Annotated in this window: 13 protein-coding genes; 5 read left to right on the top strand and 8 right to left on the bottom strand. The window is 71.9% G+C overall.

The window, feature by feature from the left end; translation table 11 throughout:
- The first annotated feature begins 28 nt into the window (after positions 1 to 28).
- Positions 29 to 1,543: an amino acid permease gene (locus tag ABT232_RS17760; RefSeq protein ID WP_351840846.1), complete on the top strand. Its 1,515-nt coding sequence runs from the start codon at positions 29 to 31 to the stop codon at positions 1,541 to 1,543.
- A gap of 9 nt (positions 1,544 to 1,552) precedes the next feature.
- Here the strand turns inward: ABT232_RS17760 and ABT232_RS17755 are convergent, their stop codons facing one another.
- Positions 1,553 to 2,752: an IS701 family transposase gene (locus ABT232_RS17755; protein ID WP_351840845.1), complete on the bottom strand. Its 1,200-nt coding sequence runs from the start codon at positions 2,750 to 2,752 to the stop codon at positions 1,553 to 1,555.
- A gap of 193 nt (positions 2,753 to 2,945) precedes the next feature.
- Here ABT232_RS17755 and ABT232_RS17750 point away from each other — a divergent pair, with 193 nt between their 5' ends.
- Positions 2,946 to 3,782 (top strand): SDR family NAD(P)-dependent oxidoreductase, encoded by an 837-nt coding sequence (locus ABT232_RS17750; protein ID WP_351840844.1) that lies wholly within the window; start codon positions 2,946 to 2,948, stop codon positions 3,780 to 3,782.
- 168 nt (positions 3,783 to 3,950) lie between these two features.
- On the opposite strand, the gene ABT232_RS17745 is transcribed toward ABT232_RS17750, so the two are convergent.
- The 3 genes from ABT232_RS17745 to ABT232_RS17735 all read right to left on the bottom strand — a co-directional run bounded on the left by ABT232_RS17745 (position 3,951) and on the right by ABT232_RS17735 (position 7,568).
- A complete protein-coding gene (locus tag ABT232_RS17745) occupies positions 3,951 to 5,441 on the bottom strand; it encodes an MFS transporter (protein WP_351840843.1) in 1,491 nt (496 codons plus the stop codon).
- 77 nt (positions 5,442 to 5,518) lie between these two features.
- A complete protein-coding gene (locus ABT232_RS17740; RefSeq protein ID WP_351840842.1) occupies positions 5,519 to 5,974 on the bottom strand; it encodes a VOC family protein in 456 nt (151 codons plus the stop codon).
- A 160-nt stretch (positions 5,975 to 6,134) separates the two neighbouring features.
- Positions 6,135 to 7,568, bottom strand: a complete 1,434-nt coding sequence (locus tag ABT232_RS17735; protein WP_351840841.1) for an MFS transporter — start codon at positions 7,566 to 7,568, stop codon at positions 6,135 to 6,137.
- Between the two features lie 234 nt (positions 7,569 to 7,802).
- On the opposite strand from ABT232_RS17735, the gene ABT232_RS17730 reads away from it, so the two are divergent.
- Entirely contained in the window at positions 7,803 to 8,249 is a 447-nt protein-coding gene (locus tag ABT232_RS17730) for a nuclear transport factor 2 family protein (protein WP_351840840.1), read from the top strand.
- 104 nt (positions 8,250 to 8,353) lie between these two features.
- Here ABT232_RS17730 and ABT232_RS17725 read toward each other — a convergent pair whose 3' ends face one another.
- From ABT232_RS17725 to ABT232_RS17715, 3 genes are all read right to left on the bottom strand, one after another.
- The gene (locus tag ABT232_RS17725) at positions 8,354 to 9,523 is read right to left on the bottom strand and encodes an acyltransferase family protein (RefSeq protein WP_351840839.1); all 1,170 of its coding nucleotides are present in this window, start codon (positions 9,521 to 9,523) and stop codon (positions 8,354 to 8,356) included.
- Between the two features lie 257 nt (positions 9,524 to 9,780).
- Positions 9,781 to 10,074: a putative quinol monooxygenase gene (locus tag ABT232_RS17720; protein ID WP_351840838.1), complete on the bottom strand. Its 294-nt coding sequence runs from the start codon at positions 10,072 to 10,074 to the stop codon at positions 9,781 to 9,783.
- A gap of 29 nt (positions 10,075 to 10,103) precedes the next feature.
- On the bottom strand, positions 10,104 to 10,925 hold the full coding sequence (locus ABT232_RS17715; RefSeq protein ID WP_351840837.1) for an ester cyclase: 822 nt from the start codon (positions 10,923 to 10,925) through the stop codon (positions 10,104 to 10,106).
- A gap of 299 nt (positions 10,926 to 11,224) precedes the next feature.
- Here ABT232_RS17715 and ABT232_RS17710 point away from each other — a divergent pair, with 299 nt between their 5' ends.
- Positions 11,225 to 12,322, top strand: a complete 1,098-nt coding sequence (locus tag ABT232_RS17710; protein WP_351840836.1) for a mechanosensitive ion channel family protein — start codon at positions 11,225 to 11,227, stop codon at positions 12,320 to 12,322.
- A 34-nt stretch (positions 12,323 to 12,356) separates the two neighbouring features.
- Here ABT232_RS17710 and ABT232_RS17705 read toward each other — a convergent pair whose 3' ends face one another.
- A complete protein-coding gene (locus ABT232_RS17705; RefSeq protein ID WP_351840835.1) occupies positions 12,357 to 13,406 on the bottom strand; it encodes a YncE family protein in 1,050 nt (349 codons plus the stop codon).
- A gap of 231 nt (positions 13,407 to 13,637) precedes the next feature.
- On the opposite strand from ABT232_RS17705, the gene ABT232_RS17700 reads away from it, so the two are divergent.
- Entirely contained in the window at positions 13,638 to 15,857 is a 2,220-nt protein-coding gene (locus ABT232_RS17700) for an NADP-dependent isocitrate dehydrogenase (RefSeq protein ID WP_351840834.1), read from the top strand.
- The last annotated feature ends 31 nt before the right edge of the window (positions 15,858 to 15,888 follow it).

Raw genomic sequence — 15,888 nt, 5'->3', positions numbered from 1 at the left:
TTCCCGCCCGTCTCCCAGGAGGTTCCGCATGCCCCGCACCCCCCAAGGCGCCCAGCAGGACGAGGAGCAGCGCCTGCGCGAACTCGGCTACCGGCCGGTGCTGGCCCGCCGGATGGGCGGCTTCGGCAACTTCGCGATCAGCTTCTCGGTGATCTCGATCCTGTCCGGCTGCATGACGCTGTACGGCTTCGGCATGGGCGCGGGCGGTCCCGCGGTGATGCTGTGGGGCTGGGCGGGCGTCGGCCTGTTCGTGCTCTGTGTGGGTCTGGCGCTGGCGGAGGTCACCAGCGCCTATCCCACCTCCGGCGCGCTCTACTACATGGCGGACCGGCTCGGCGGGCGCCGCTGGGGCTGGTACACGGGCTGGCTGAATCTGCTCGGCCTGCTCGGCGCGATCGCCGGCATCGACTACGGCGCGGCCCTGTTCACCGGCGCGTTCATGAACCTCCAGTGGGGGTTCCAGCCGACGCCGGAGAAGACCATGCTCATCTTCGCCGTGATCCTGCTGCTGCACGCCGTGCTGAACCTGTTCGGCGTGCGGCTGGTCAGCGTGCTCAACTCCATCAGCGTGTGGTGGCATCTGGCCGGTGTGGCGCTGATCGTCGGCGCGCTGGCGATCGTCCCCGACCACCACCAGTCGCCGTCGTTCGTCTTCACCGAGTTCGTCAACGACACCGGCTGGTCGAACCCGGTCTACGTCGCCGCGATCGGCCTGCTCCTCGCGCAGTACACGTTCTCCGGCTACGACGCCTCCGCCCATCTCTCCGAGGAGACCGCGGGCGCCTCGGTGGCCGCCTCGCGCGGCATCGTGCGCGCCATCTGGGTGTCGTGGCTCGCCGGCTTCGTCCTGCTCGCCGGGCTGACCTTCGCCATCCAGGACTACGACGCCACCCGCGCCAGCGAGACGGGGGTGCCGCCCGCGCAGATCCTGCTCGACGGCCTCGGCACCGACGGGGCGAGCGCGCTGCTGCTGGTGGTGATCGTCGCCCAGCTGTTCTGCGGCAACGCCGAGGTCGCCGCGGCCAGCCGGATGGTGTTCGCGTTCAGCCGGGACCGGGCGCTGCCCGGCTCGCAGCTGTGGCGCAAGGTCAGCCCCCGCACCCAGACGCCGGTCGCCGCGGTCTGGCTGTCGGTGGTGGTGGCCGCACTGCTCGCGCTGCCGTCCCTGTACTCGGCGACGGCGTACGGCGCGGTCACCGCCATCAACGTCATCGGCATCACCCCGGCCTACGCCATCCCCGTCTTCCTGCGGCTGCGCGCCGGGGACCGCTTCACGCCCGGCCCGTGGCACCTGGGCCGGTGGAGCAGGCCGATCGGCTGGATCGCGGTGGTGTGGGTGGCCGGGGTGACCGTGCTGTTCTGCCTGCCGCAGTCCTCGCCGGTCACGGTGGACACCATGAACTACGCGTCCGTCGCCCTCGCCGTCGTCCTGGTGCTCGCCACCGTGTGGTGGTTCGTCGCCCGCCGGTCCTACGGAACGCCCACGACCGCCGCGTACGGAACCGACCGGGAGCAGGCGGAGCTCGCCGAGAACATCGTCTGAGCCGCGCGTCTACCGCGTCAGCAGGGTCCCGCCGGCCTCACCGGCGGGACCGAGGGCCGCGTCGCGGCCGGCGAGACCCGGCCGGCTGATCGCGTAGGCGGCGCTCACCAGGGTCATGTGGTGGTGCCAGCCGGGAAAGGAGCGGCCCTCGAAGTCCAGCAGGCCGAAGGTGCCGGCCAGCTCCTCCAGGGCGGTGCCGGTGCCCTGGAACAGCCGCAGCAGCGCCACCAGCTCGCTGGGCCGCCGCTCCGCGCGGCCGGTGATCCAGAACCGGGGCGGGGTCCGGTCCGCCGGGGACCACTGGGCGAACAGCCGGTGCACACTCGCCGCGGGCCGCGGTCCGGGCAGATGCACCAGCCGGGTGACGACATGCAGCCGGCGCTCCCGCCCGCCCTCGCAGACGCTCATCGCGTACGGGTGCGTCATGCCCTCGCGGACCAGTTCCCGGGCGGGCAGCCACGGCCCCGGCCCGCGCGCCGCCCCGCCGCGCGCCGCCGCGTCGCCCGGCGCGACCGCCACCGGCTGCGTGGGCCCCACCTCCACCAGGAAGTCCGCGCCCCGCGCGGCAAGCCGGCTGACGAGCTTGCCGCCGTCGCCCGTGGTGCGCAGATCGGCGAGAACCGGCACATCCGGCACCGCGACGCCGGAGGCGGTCAGCTCGTCGACGAGGTCCAGTACGTCCGCCCAGGACGGCCGGCAGCGGGCCTCGGGGGGCACCCGGGTGCGCCGGCGGCGCTCGTCCTCGCTCCACGGCCCGCTCAGCAGGATGCGCCAGTCGACCGGGACCGCACCGGCGGCGGTCGCGGCGAACAGGCCGACGCCGACCTGGCAGTTGATGGTCCGGCCGTGCTCGGGCACGAACCGCCGGTGCACACCGACGGAGTGGTCGCCGCGCTTGGGGATGACGGCGAGGTCCGCGACCCAGGCCCGCACCGGGGTGCGGGCGGTGACCCAGCGGGTCAGGGCGTGCCGGGCCGGGCCCCAGTCCCACGGGCTCTGGTTGATGAACTGCTGGAGCGAGTGGGAGGCCGTACGGGAGCGGGAGACGGCGCGCGCGAGTTCCTGGATGGACTTCTTGCCGGGGGCCGTGAGCAGCCCGTGCAGATAGGTCTCGGCCCACCGGCGCTGATCGGCTCGGTTGAGGTGTCCGAACAGTTCCTCGGCGAAGCCGGCCAGCGACTCCGTCCCGTCCGCCTGCGATGTGTACACGTGATGCCCCCATCCCCGTCTCGTTCCCGGGCGCCGTACCGATGACGGCACAGCGCGCCCGCGCGGGGCGTACCGCGGCCCGGGGTACCGGGCACTGTCGCAAGTCGCCTCGCGAACTCTGGCAACTTCGCGCCCGCTGCGACTCGTACAGGTCCACCGGGCCGAGCGGCGCCGATTCGGCCACGATGGGGGGATGACCTCTGTGGCACTGGTAACCGGAGCGAATCAGGGACTGGGCCTCGCGCTGGTGCGCGGGCTCGCCCGGCAGTGGGGCGACGACGGCGTCGTGTACCTGGGCGCGCGCGACGAGGAACGCGGACGGCGCGCGGTGGCGGCGCTGCGCGAGGAAGGAGTGGAGACCCGGCTTCAGCTCATCGACGTCCGGGACGACGCGTCGGTCGCCGCGGCCGCCGGCGCCCTGCGCGAGCGGCACGGCGGAGTGGACGTGGTGATCTCCAACGCGGCGGCCCGGATCAGCCCGGGCGTGCCGTTCGCGGAGCAGGTGGACGAGTTCGTCGACACCAACAACCACGGCACGTACCGCATGATCAAGGCGTTCGTGCCGCTGCTGAACGACGGCGCCCGCTTCCTGGTGGTGGCCAGCTCGTTCGGCACCCTGCGCAGTCTCTCCCCGAAGCTGCACGACCGCTTCGACGAGGCGACCGCGACCCCGGAGAGCGTCGAGAGCGCGCTCGACGAGTACGCCGCCCTGGTGCGCGAGGGACGTGCCGAGGCCGCCGGCTGGCCCGAGTGGATCAACATCCCGTCCAAGGTCGGCCAGGTGGCGGCCGTACGGGTGCTGGCGCGGGAGCTGGGCGCGGAGGCCGCCGAGCGGGACCTCCTCGTCGACGCGGTCTGCCCGGGGCTCGTCGACACCGACGCCTCCCGGCCGTGGTTCGCCGACATGTCCGGGGCGCTCAGCCCCGACGAGGCGGCCGTGGACGTGCTGTGGCTGGCCACCCGCCCGGCCGGCACCCGGGAGCCGTACGGGGAGCTGGTCCAGCGCCGGCGGATCCTGCCCTACCGCTGAGCACAGCGGCGAGCCCGCCCCGGCCTGGCCGGGGCGGGCTCTTCGGGTGCGGATTCCCGGGTGCGGATTCTCGTGGGTGCGGGTTCCCGGGTGCGGATTCTCGTGGGTGCGGATTCTCGTGGGTGCGGATTCCCGGGTGCGGGCTCTATCGGGTGCGGCCTTTCGGGCTCAGGCCGTGCGCGCCGGGTCCTTCTGGCGGGTGGCGAGGCCGACCAGTGAGCCGACGACACCCACCGCGAAGGACACCACCAGCGCCCAGCGGTAGCCGCTGACCAGCGCCGCGTCGCTCGCCGACTCGACGCCGACGCCGTCGGGCAGCAGCCCGGCGGTGCGCGCCGAGGCGATCGCCGCGAAGGTGGCGACGCCGATGGCGGCGCCCAGTTGCTGTGCCGTGGTCAGCAGCGCGCTGGCCAGGCCCTGCTGGTGGTCGGGCACGCCCGCGGTACCGGAGATGGTCACCATGACGACGCCGGTGACGTTGCCGAACCCGACCAGGGCGGTGCCGACGAGGATGAGCGCGAGATCGCCGTCGGACGGCAGGATCGCGCACACCAGCATGCCGACCGCCTGGATGAACAGCCCCGCGAAGGTGGTGACGGCGACGCCCAGCCGGGCCGAGAGCGGTCCGGCCGTCTTGCCCGCGACGGCCGCCACCAGACCGAGCACGGCGAAGCTCAGGCCGGTCTGGAGCGGGCTGTAGCCCTTGACGAGCTGGAGGTAGAGCGTGAGCACGTAGGTGACCGCCACGAAGGAGCCGACCATCAGCACGAAGACGATGTTGGCGGCCACCAGGGTGCGCATCCGGAAGATGGACAGCGGGATCAGCGGGTGCTCCACGCGGCTCTCCACCACGACGAACGCGGCGAGCAGCACGGCGAACGCGGCGAAGCCGATCAGCACCTCGCCGGAGGTCCAGCCGGCCGCCTCCGCGCGGGACACGGCGTAGACCAGGGCGAGGACGGACCCGGTGATGGTGACGGCGCCGGGGACGTCAACCCGCCGGTCCGCGCCCCCGCCGCGGCTCTCCTTGAGCAGCGCGGGCGCGACCAGTGCGGCCGCCAGGCCGATGGGCACGTTGACGAAGAAGACCCAGCGCCAGTTCAGCAGGTCGGTGAGGACACCGCCGAGGATCACACCGGCCACGAAGCCGAAGGCGATGACCGCGCCGAAGAAGCCGAGCGCCCGGTTGCGGGCCTCGCCCTCCGCGAACGAGGTGGTGAGCAGGGCCAGCGCGGCGGGCGCGACCAGCGCGGCGCAGAAGCCCTGGGCGCCGCGCAGCAGGATCATCTGCTCGGCGTTCTGGGCCAGTCCGGCGACCAGGGAGACGGCGGCGAAGCCGATCAGCCCGATCATGAACAGCCGGCGCCGGCCGAACAGGTCACCGATACGGCCGCCGAGCATCAGGAAGCCGCCGAAGGCGAGGGCGTAGGAGCTGACGACCCACTGGAGGGCGCTGGTGCTGAAGCCGAGGCTGGTCTGGATGTCGGGCAGGGCGACGTTGGTGATCGAGTAGTCGAGGACGATCATGAATTCCGCGACGCACAGGAGCAGCAGCACCAGGCTCGGACGGCGCAGCCCTGTGGTCTGGCCCTCGGCGGTGGCGCTCGGCTCCGCGGTCGCGGTCCCGATGGGGGGAGCGGGTTCTGCTGTCTGCGACATATTCCTGATTCCTTGTTCGCCGCGCGGCCGCGGCCGGCGCGGCACGGTGGAGGGACGGAGGTGCGGGAGGCGGGCGGTCAGCCGACCGGGGCGGCGGCGTCGGCGCCCGCGTCGGAGGGGTCCTTGTAGCCCTGGCTGACCTCGACGACGACGCCGTCGGGATCGGTGATCCACACGCTGCGCCAGCCCTCGATGAACTCCGAGAAGTCCAGCGGGCCGAGCGTGATGTGCGCGTGCTCCCCCATGCGTTCCAGGAAGCCGGGCACGTCGTCTGTCTGGAAGGCGATGTGCCGCACGGTGCCCAGCAGCTGGGGCCCGTCGGCCTCGGGGCTCGCGGGCGGCGCGGCGGCGGCCGGCTCGGGTTCCCGCGCGGGCCCGAAGAGTTCCAGATAGGAATCCCCGAGGCGCAGGAAGACGATCCTCACGTCACCGAGTTCGAATGCGCGGGCGCGACGGAATCCGAACCAGCGGGTGTAGAACTCCTCGGTGACGGATATCCGCGCGCAATTGAGCGCGACATGGGACCAGTTCACGGTATGGGCCTCCTTGCGCGTGTTCGATGATGCGTCCGCGCGGGCGGCGCACCGGGTCCGCGCCGAACAGCAGAATTGAATCGACGGGGTTCCGGATCGGCAATGAACGCCGGTTGTGGAAGGCTTACTTCGGCAAGTCGGGGACGCTGCTGCGTCGAGTTCACCGGCCCGCGCCCGCCGCCGTGCGCCGCACCCTGCTGCCGGGCGGCACCGCGAGCCGGGGCACGCTCACCGCGCAGGCGGTCAGCAGCACGCCGAGCGCCGTGGCGGCCCCGAACAGGGCCTCGTCACGGCCGGCCGCGACCAGCGGCGCCGCGGCGGCCGTGCCGAGCGCGCCGGCCAGCATCCCGGCGGTGGCGAACACCGAGGCGGCGGTGGCCCGTTCGCCGTCCGGCAGCAGATACGGCACCCAGGCTTGCAGGACGATGTGCAGATGCCCCCAGGCCGCACCGAGCAGCGCCGCGCTCGCCAGCAGCGCGCCGGTCGAACTGTCGCAGGAGGCCAGCGCGCACGCGGCGACGGCGAACAGACCGCCGAGCACCAGCAGCCCCTGCGCGGAACGGCGGCGGGCGGAGCGGCGGACCAGCTGCGAGGCGGCCCAGACGCTGACGCCGTAGACGATGACGACAGCGGTCGCCGCGGCGCCCGCACCCCTGGTGGCGAGCACGGCGGGCAACAACGCCGGCACGACCAGGAGCACGGCCCCCTCCGCGGCCCCCACACCGACCAACGTCCACCAGCCACGCCGCCGGGGCGGACGGGTGGGTGGGGGTGCGGGGTCGGAGGGGTGGGAGGAGCCGAACCCGCGCGGCGCGCGAGGCGGCGGCTCGGGGGCAGAGAGGCGAGGACGGCCGGGCGGTGGTGCCGTGTCGACGTACGGGTGGGGTGCGGCTGGGTGGTCGGTCGGTGCGGCGCGTTCGGAAAACGCGCCGCGGGACCGGACAGGGCGCAGGTCGCCTGGTGCGACGTCCCATGCTCCCCGCCGCGCCGCGAGATGGCCGGGCTGCGGGTCGGGCACCGGCGGGGGTCGGCGGGATGCGCGGGGCGGTGGCAGGTGGGGCAGGTCGCGGGTGGCGAGCGCGATCAGCGCGGTGGCGGCGGCGAGCGCCACGAAGGACAGCCGCCACATGCCCGGCCGGGCCGCGGCCCCGATCAGCAGCGGCGCCACGACCGCGGTGAGGGCGGCGGCCGCGGTCAGCCGGGCGTGCCCGCGCTGGCGTTCCGCCGCCCGGCGTTCGGGGTCGAGGAAGAGCGCCGTGGCCGGGGTGACGGCGGCGAAGCCGGCGCCGGTGAGCGCCCGCAGGGCCAGCCAGACCGTCGCCGACCAGGTGAGCGCGCAGGCGGCGAGGGCGACGGCGGCCAGCGCCAGGCCGGCGCGCAGGACGGCGCGCGGGCCGTGGCCGTCGGCCAGCCGGCCCCACACCGGCAGCGCGAGCCCGTAGCCGAGGGTGTGGGCGCCCAGGGCCAGGGTGACGGTGGCGAGGTCGGTGCCGAGGGCGCCGGGAAGCACGGGCAGCAGCGGGGCCACGGCGTACCAGTCGGCGTTGGCGACGGCCGCGGCACACGCCAGTTTCCGGGTTCCGCCGGATCGCATGCCCACCGCCTCCTTCCTTTCGGTGCGTTGTGTCGCTCGGCCGAGGAGTTCTTCCGCGGCCTCGGCACAGCGGATCACGCGGGCGGGAAAGGGCGGTCCTGGTGGTGCGGAACGACAAGTCACTGAGGCAAGTCAACGGAGTCGTACCGTTATTTCGGGTCCCGGTTGACCGGCCGGAGTGCACGTCAGTTGACTCGACGGCACGGCGTTTCACCGACGCGAAGGAGCACCGTCATGACCGTGTCGCCGCAACTGGAACTGACCGAAGAGGCACTGCGGGAATTCGTGGGCGAGTGGTATCGCGCCCTGGACCGGCACGACCCCTTGGAGCAGGTGCTGGAATTCCTGGTTCCCGAAGGGCTGGTGATGAATTTCCCGGAGGGCACCACTCGGGGCCTCGAGGGCTTCGGCGAGTGGTACGAGACCGTCACGCACAAGTTCTTCGACGAGGTGCACGAGGTGCGTTCCGTGCACCTCGAGGACGCGGCCGAGGACCGGCTCACGGTCAAGGTCGTCGTCAACTGGCAGACGAAGATCTGGAACCCGCCGGCGCCGGAGAGCGTGTGGCTGGGCTTCGACGCCTACCAGACCTGGACGGTGGTGGTGCACGAGGGCACCCCGCGCATCCTCGACTACACGGTGGACGGGCTGGAGGCCATGCCCGGCTCCCCCGCCCTGTGAGAGCCGCGGGGCCCCGGGCCGGCCGAGCGGACCGGTCCGGGGCCCCGCGCACGGCGACGCCGCAGGATGCTCGGGCATCCTGCGGCGTCGTCCGTGTCCGCGGGTCAGTTCCGCTCCCGCGGACCCTCCCCGGCGCCGCTCCGGTCCAGGACCGGTTCGGCGGCGGACGTCACGCGGCTCGCCTGCTCGGAGGTGAGCACCACGGTGCTGGGCACGGCCGCGCGGCGGCGCGGCTTGCTCCAGCGCTTCATCACCGGTTCCTCCACGAGGGAGTACAGCGCCCAGGCCAGCAGCAGGGTCACGGTGAACGCCAGGGCGATGTAGCCGAGCGCTCCGGCGGTGTTCCAGTTCTGCGTCAGGCCGCCGAGCGCGCGGTGGAGTTCGGTCAGCACGATCTGGTGCCAGAGGTAGAAGGCGAAGGAGACGTTGCCGAGCCACACCATGGCCGGGCTGCGCAGCGGCGACCAGCGGCCGTTCACGTCCGCGTCGGCGCCCGCGGCGATCATCAGGGCGAGCGGGACGACCATCACGGCGACCAGTCCGTAGGTGAAGCCCACCTGGTAGCTGAGGGCGTAGGCCGCGACGACCAGGGCCATGGCGGGCGCGAGGCCCAGCCGGATCCACTGGCCGCGCTGCACGATGCGGGCCAGCAGCATGCCGAGGGTGAAGTCGAGGACGCGGGTCAGCGGGAGGACGTAGACGGCCCAGAACTGCCACTCGGAGGCGCCGGCGAACCACAGGCGCGGCTCGTCGGGCACCGCCCAGGCCACCATCGGCATGACCATGATCACGGCGATGACCGCGCCGGCGGCGTACCACAGGTGCCGGGGGCGGATCTTGTCGACCACGCGGATCAGCAGCGGGAACGAGGCGTAGAAGAGGAACTCGACGGACAGCGACCAGGAGACCGGGTTGACGCTGGTCTCCACCTCCAGCTGCGGGAACCAGGCGTGCAGGAGCAGCAGGTTGGCGACCGCCTTCCAGCCGCCCAGGGACTGGCCGAGCCAGAGGAGGATCGCGCCGGCCGCCACGTAGGTGACGAGGTGGTTGGGGAAGATTTTGAAGAACCTGCGCCGCCAGAAACGGCGGAAGGTGTCGTTCGGGCGCATGGACCAGGTGAGGACGAATCCGCTGAGGACGAAGAAGAATCCGACCCCGGTCCAGCCGCCCTGACCGAACAGCGCGTGGTACACGTCCGCCGCGCCCTCGTCGCGGAACGGGTACTGGTAGAGGGCGTGGAAGAAGAACACCATGAGCGCGGCGATGATACGCATTCCGGTGAGCGAGGGAAGCCGGCTGAGATCGGTGCCGGATGCCGCCCCGGAAGCTTTGGTCGGGGACATTGTCTCTCCCGTCAGAAGGACGACCAGTGGCCGATATTGAACCTGTGCCGTCCGGACCGGAGCAATGAATTCAGCCACGCGGTGTGCTACTTGGCCGAGTTGCCTTAGTAGCGCCCGCACGGGAACGGAAAACCGGCCGCCGGCGTGTATGCCGACGGCCGGTTGCCATTCCCCGGAGTTTTCGGAGCTCAGCGCTCCGCGCGCACCACCGGGGCCATGCTCGCCGAACGCGGTTCATCGGCGAGACACGGCACGAATTCCTCCCACAGAGGCAGGATCTTCTCGATGTGGGTGTCCAGATCCTGCTGGGACTCCCACTGCTCGAACAACGTGAACCGGTCGGGTTCCGCTTCGTGCTGGTACCAGCCGAACTGAATGCACCCGGAGTCCTTCTGGGAAATCCCCTCGATGCCGGCCAGCGTGTCCAGGGCGGTGCCGCGGTGTTCCGGGGCCACGCGAATGTCCAGGGTGAAGGTGAGCATTTTCCCTCTCCTTTCTGCGGAAAAGACGGTCAGGGCAGCTCGACGCCGGTCTGCCGCATCAGCCCCGTGGTGTCGGCCTGCACCCAGCGCTCGGCGATCCGGCCGCGTTCGATGCGGTAGACCTCGATGCTGGTCCACCGGATCTCCCGGCCCGTCGGCTGCTGCCCGAAGAAGGGCTTCACGTGCCGTCCGGAGAAGGTGATGTGGATGACGACCTTGTCCGGGTCGGCGGCGTAGATCAGGTCGTGGTGCGAGGTGAAGTCGAGGGCCTCGTGGGCGGCGGCGAGCAGTTCCTTCAGCTCGGCCACGTTCCGCACCGACCAGGCCGGGTTGTTGTCGGTGAACTCCTCGGCGAACAGGGCGTCCATGTCGTCGTAGCGGCGTTCGTTGACGACGTCGTTCAGCTCGGTGATCAGGGCGATGTTCGCCTCGGCGGACGACAGCTGGCCGCGCAGGCCGAGCAGGTCGTCCTCCGCCCAGCGCTCCACGAGCATGCCGTCGGCGACCCGCCAGATCTCGGTGGTGGTCCAGGTCAGGTCGCGTCCGGTGGGCGGCTGGCCGAGGGCCGGGCCGAGGTGGCGTCCGGTGAGGACCGAGCGCATCACGACCCGGTCGCCGGCCGCGAACAGGTCCTCCACCTCCACCCGCACGTCCAGCGCCTCACGGACGCCGTGCAGGGCACGGAGGTAGTCCTCGACGCCGTGCACCTCGAAACCCGGGTGGTGGTCCTCGAAGTCGGCGGCCATCACCTCGCGGATGCCGGCGTCGTCCGCCTCGTTCAGCGCCTTCACGAACCGCCGGCACAGTTCCGTGGGCTCGGGGGTGGCTCGGTGTGGTGCGGAGTTGGCCATGACTGGGCTCCTTACGCTCCTCAACTGCGGCGGGGCAGGCCCCGACCCTAGGAGCGCGGGCCCGGGCGGACCGCCGGGCCGTACCGGGCGCGGCACACTGTGGCAGGTCGCGACCGGCTCTTCGGCAGCTCGGCCCGACCCGCACGGCCGGCGCCCGCCGCGGTACGAACAGCTGTGCCGGATACGGCAGGATGAGCGCTCGCACATCCCGTACCCCGAGCAGGTGACCACGTGACGAAACTTCACATCCGTCCCGCCGCAGGCCCTTCCGGCGCCGACCGCCTCCGCGGAGGTGACCGGTGACCCGCGCGCTGACCCTGCACGACCTCGTCGTCGCCGGCATCGCGCTGGCGGCGGGCCTGCTGGCGGCGTTCGCGCTGCGCGTCCTGCTGCGCTGGCTGGGCAGGCAGGCCGACCGCACCCGCTGGGGCGGCGACGACGTCATCGTGGACGCGCTGCGCTCGGTCGTGCCCTGGGCGGCGATCGCGGGCGGAGCGGCCGCCGCGGCGGCGGTGCTGCCGCTGACGCGGACGGTGCAGCACCACACCAACCAGACCCTGACCGTGCTGCTGATCTTCGTGGTGACGGTCTCCGCGGCCCGGGTCGTGGCCGGTCTGGTGCGGACCGTCGCCCAGTCCCGCTCGGGCGTCGCCGCGTCGGCCACGATCTTCGTCAACATCACCCGGGTGATGGTGCTGGCGATCGGCTTCCTGGTGGTGCTCCAGACCCTGGGCATCTCCATAGCCCCGCTGCTCACCGCTCTCGGCGTGGGCGGTCTGGCGGTCGCGCTGGCCCTCCAGGACACCCTCGCCAACCTCTTCGCGGGCATCCACATCCTCGCCTCGAAGACCGTCCAGCCCGGCGACTACATCCGGCTGAGCAGCGGCGAGGAGGGTTACGTCACCGACATCAACTGGCGGCAGACGACGATCCGCAACCTCTCCAACAACCTGGTCATCATCCCCAACGGCCAGCTGGCGGGGACGAACATGACCAACTACAACCGGCCCGAGCAGGAACTGACCATCATGGTCCAGGCCGGCGTCGGCTACGACAGCGACCTGGAGCACGTGGAGCGGGTCACCTGCGAGGTGGTCACCGAGGTGATGACGGAGATCACCGGTGCCGTGCCGGAGCACGAGCCGGCGGTCCGCTTCCACACCTTCGGCGACTCGCGGATCGGGTTCACGGTGATCCTCGGCGTCGGCGAGTTCAGCGACCAGTACCGGATCAAGCACGAGTTCATCAAGCGGCTGCACCGGCGCTACCGCGCGGAGGCCATCAGCATCCCGGCCCCCGCCCGCACGGTGACACTGCGCCAGAACACACCGTCCATCCCACAACAGCGCGACGGCGCGGAGGAGGCGGGCGGCATCCCCGCCGCCCGCCTCGACTGACCCGCTCCGGCGCGCCCGGGCCGCGGGCTGCCCGCTACCGGCGGATCACATGCAGGTTCAGCGCGCTCCCGTACTCCCCGGTGAGCGCGAACAGCCGGGTGCCGTCCGGGGACCAGACCAGTCCGTGCGGACGCAGGGCGAGAGCGCTGCCCGGGTCCAGGTCGACGACCTGGAACGGGGTGTCGGCGCCCGGCGCGAAGAGGAAGACGTCCTCGCCGTAGGACTGGTCGATGCCGGCGGCGATCGTGCCGTCGGGCGCCACCGCGACGGCGTCCGGGTAGCTGCCGGTGGGGTAGGTGTCCGCCACCGACAGGTCGGCGAGCCGGAGCGCCACGTGGTGGTACGGCGCCCCGCTCACCGCGAAGAGCGTGCCGCCGTCGGGTGTGAGGGCCAGGTCACGGACGTCGTAGATGCCGCCGGGGTTGTTCTGGGTGGTCCGCACCGCGGGCGCCCCGGAGGTCACGTCGTACACGGTCACGGTGCCGGCGGTGGAGTACTGGTCGGCGGCGATCACCAGGCCGGGCGCGGCGGGCGAGGACAGCAGCATCGGCGGGCCGGCCCAGGTGCCCTGGGGAAGGTGTGCCAGGCGCACCGCCGGGCGGCGGCCGGGAGCGAGGGAGCCGAGGTTGCTGTCCCACTGGTCGCCGTAGCTGAACCAGAGGGTGCCGTCCACCAGCGCGAGCCGGAGCGGGGCGGTGCCGTCGCCGGTGGCGTAGCGCGCCTTGGTCCGGTAGGTGGCGGTGTCGACGGCGGCGATGGCGTCACCGCGGCTGAGGGCCACGTAGAGGGTGCGTGCGTCCGGGGAGAGCACCAGGTCGGCGGCGCCGGGCAGTCCGGTGAGGGTGCGCAGGACACGGCCGTCGAAGTCGGTGACGACGATCGATCCGGTCACGATGTCGGCGATGTAGAGCCGCTGGTGCACGGCGTCGACGGCCGTGTCGGCGTGCCAGGAGACCGGCAGCGCGGTGGTCGTGGTGTTCGCGGTGGCGGCCGGGGCCGCCGCGGCGCCCGGGGCACCGCCGAGCAGCGCCAGCAGGGTCAGGAGCAAGGCACCGAGAACGGCTCTGAGCCGGGTTCGTCGCATCGCGGATGTCGTCCTCACGTACAGGCGCCCCCCACGGGCGCGAAACGGCTGGGACCGAACAGGGCGACATCTGCCCGCGCAGGTCATGTCCATGCAACTGGGGCGACGGGTTCCGCGGGGCGCGCGGGCTTCATGATTCGGCCCCCTTTGGCTCCGGCCCCTGTCGATCCGACCCCGATCACGAGATATCTTGATGTCGAGCAATGTTGCAGACGTGGAGCGGAGCACCCGGTGACTGACTCGACCATCATCTATACGCACACTGACGAGGCCCCGGCCCTGGCAACGTATTCCTTCCTGCCGGTGGTCCAGGCGTACGCCTCGCAGGCGGGTGTCGCCGTGGAGACGCGGGACATCTCGCTGGCCGGCCGCATCATCTCGGTGTTCCCGGAGTACCTGACCGAGGAGCAGCGCATCCCGGACGCGCTCGCCGAGCTGGGCGAGCTGGCCAAGACGCCCGAGGCCAACATCATCAAGCTGCCGAACATCTCGGCGTCGATCCCGCAGCTGAAGGCCGCCATCGCCGAGCTGCAGGGCCAGGGCTACGCGCTTCCGGCGTACCCGGACGACCCGAAGACCGACGAGGAGCGGGAGATCCAGGCCCGCTACGACAAGGTCAAGGGCTCCGCCGTGAACCCGGTCCTGCGTGAGGGCAACTCCGACCGCCGCGCCCCGGGCTCCGTGAAGAACTACGCCAAGAACCACCCGCACCGCATGGGCGCCTGGTCCGCCGAGTCCAAGACCAACGTGGCGACGATGGGCGTGGACGACTTCCGTTCCACCGAGAAGTCCGTGGTGATCTCCGAGGCCGGTTCGCTGCGCATCGAGCTCAAGGGCGACGACGGCTCCACCACCGTGCTCCGCGAGTCCGTACCGGTCCAGGCGGGCGAGGTCGTCGACGCCTCGGTCATGCGGGTCGCCGCGCTGCGCGAGTTCCTGACCGCCCAGGTCGCCCGCGCCAAGGAGGAGGGCGTCCTGTTCTCCGTGCACCTCAAGGCCACGATGATGAAGGTCTCCGACCCGATCGTCTTCGGTCACGTGGTGCGCGCCTTCTTCCCGAAGACGTTCGCGCAGTACGGCGAGACGTTCGCCGCCGCCGGCCTGACCCCGAACGACGGTCTGGGCGGCATCTTCAAGGGCCTGGAGGCCCTGCCGAACGGCGCCGAGATCAAGGCCTCCTTCGACGCCGAGCTGGCCGAGGGCCCGGCCCTGGCGATGGTCGACTCCGACAAGGGCATCACCAACCTGCACGTGCCGTCCGACGTCATCGTCGACGCCTCGATGCCGGCCATGATCCGCACCTCCGGCCACATGTGGGGCCCGGACGGCCAGGAGGCCGACACCCTCGCGGTGCTGCCGGACTCCTCCTACGCCGGCGTCTACCAGGCCGTGATCGACGACTGCCGCGCCAACGGCGCCTACGACCCGTCGACCATGGGCTCCGTCCCGAACGTCGGCCTCATGGCGCAGAAGGCCGAGGAGTACGGCTCCCACGACAAGACCTTCGAGATCCCGACCACGGGCACCGTCCGCCTGGTCGACGAGGCCGGCAACGCCGTGATCGAGCAGCCGGTCTCCCAGGGCGACATCTTCCGCGCCTGCCAGACCAAGGACGCGCCGATCAAGGACTGGGTCAAGCTCGCCGTCACCCGCGCCCGCGCCACCGGCGACCCGGCGGTGTTCTGGCTGGACGAGACCCGCGCGCACGACGCCAACCTGATCGCCAAGGTCAACGCCTACCTGCCGGAGCACGACACCGAGGGCCTGGACATCCGCATCCTCGCCCCGGTCGAGGCCACCAAGCTGTCGGTCGAGCGCATCCGCCGCGGCGAGAACACGATCTCCGTGACCGGCAACGTGCTGCGTGACTACCTGACCGACCTGTTCCCGATCCTGGAGCTGGGCACCAGCGCCAAGATGCTGTCGGTCGTCCCGCTGATGGCGGGCGGCGGTCTGTTCGAGACGGGCGCCGGCGGCTCCGCGCCGAAGCACGTCCAGCAGCTGGTCAAGGAGAACTACCTGCGCTGGGACTCCCTCGGCGAGTTCTTCGCCCTGGTCCCGTCGCTGGAGCAGTACGCCAAGGCCACCGGCAACACCCGCGCCCAGGTGCTCGCCGACGCCCTCGACCGCGCCACGGCGACCTTCCTCAACGAGGACAAGTCCCCGACCCGTCGCGTCGGCGGCATCGACAACCGCGGCAGCCACTTCTACCTGTCCCTGTACTGGGCCCAGGAGCTGGCCAAGCAGACCGAGGACGCCGACCTGGCGAAGGCCTTCGCGCCGCTCGCCGAGACGCTCACCGCCAACGAGGCGAAGATCGTCGAGGAGCTGAACGCCGTCCAGGGCAAGCCGGCCGAGATCGGCGGCTACTACCAGCCCGACCCGGCCAAGGCCGCCGAGGTCATGCGCCCCTCGGCCACCTGGAACGAGATCCTGGCGTCCCTGAGCTGACGCTCCTGGCCTGACCGCCTCCGCCCCGCCC

Origin of the sequence: Streptomyces sp. NPDC001532, from assembly GCF_040298625.1 — a bacterium.
Classification (GTDB): domain Bacteria; phylum Actinomycetota; class Actinomycetes; order Streptomycetales; family Streptomycetaceae; genus Streptomyces.
Note: the sequence above shows the minus strand (reverse complement) of the source record. Positions and strands in the feature narration are given on the sequence as shown.

Bases quoted from the DNA above. Each gene is read 5' to 3' on its own strand.
- ABT232_RS17720 (WP_351840838.1), bottom strand. From the start codon at position 10,074: ATGCTCACCTTCACCCTGGACATTCGCGTGGCCCCGGAACACCGCGGC.
- ABT232_RS17750 (WP_351840844.1), top strand. From the start codon at position 2,946: ATGACCTCTGTGGCACTGGTAACCGGAGCGAATCAGGGACTGGGCCTC.
- ABT232_RS17715 (WP_351840837.1), bottom strand. From the start codon at position 10,925: ATGGCCAACTCCGCACCACACCGAGCCACCCCCGAGCCCACGGAACTG.
- ABT232_RS17725 (WP_351840839.1), bottom strand. From the start codon at position 9,523: ATGCGTATCATCGCCGCGCTCATGGTGTTCTTCTTCCACGCCCTCTAC.
- ABT232_RS17705 (WP_351840835.1), bottom strand. From the start codon at position 13,406: ATGCGACGAACCCGGCTCAGAGCCGTTCTCGGTGCCTTGCTCCTGACC.
- ABT232_RS17760 (WP_351840846.1), top strand. From the start codon at position 29: ATGCCCCGCACCCCCCAAGGCGCCCAGCAGGACGAGGAGCAGCGCCTG.
- ABT232_RS17730 (WP_351840840.1), top strand. From the start codon at position 7,803: ATGACCGTGTCGCCGCAACTGGAACTGACCGAAGAGGCACTGCGGGAA.
- ABT232_RS17745 (WP_351840843.1), bottom strand. From the start codon at position 5,441: ATGTCGCAGACAGCAGAACCCGCTCCCCCCATCGGGACCGCGACCGCG.
- ABT232_RS17735 (WP_351840841.1), bottom strand. From the start codon at position 7,568: ATGCGATCCGGCGGAACCCGGAAACTGGCGTGTGCCGCGGCCGTCGCC.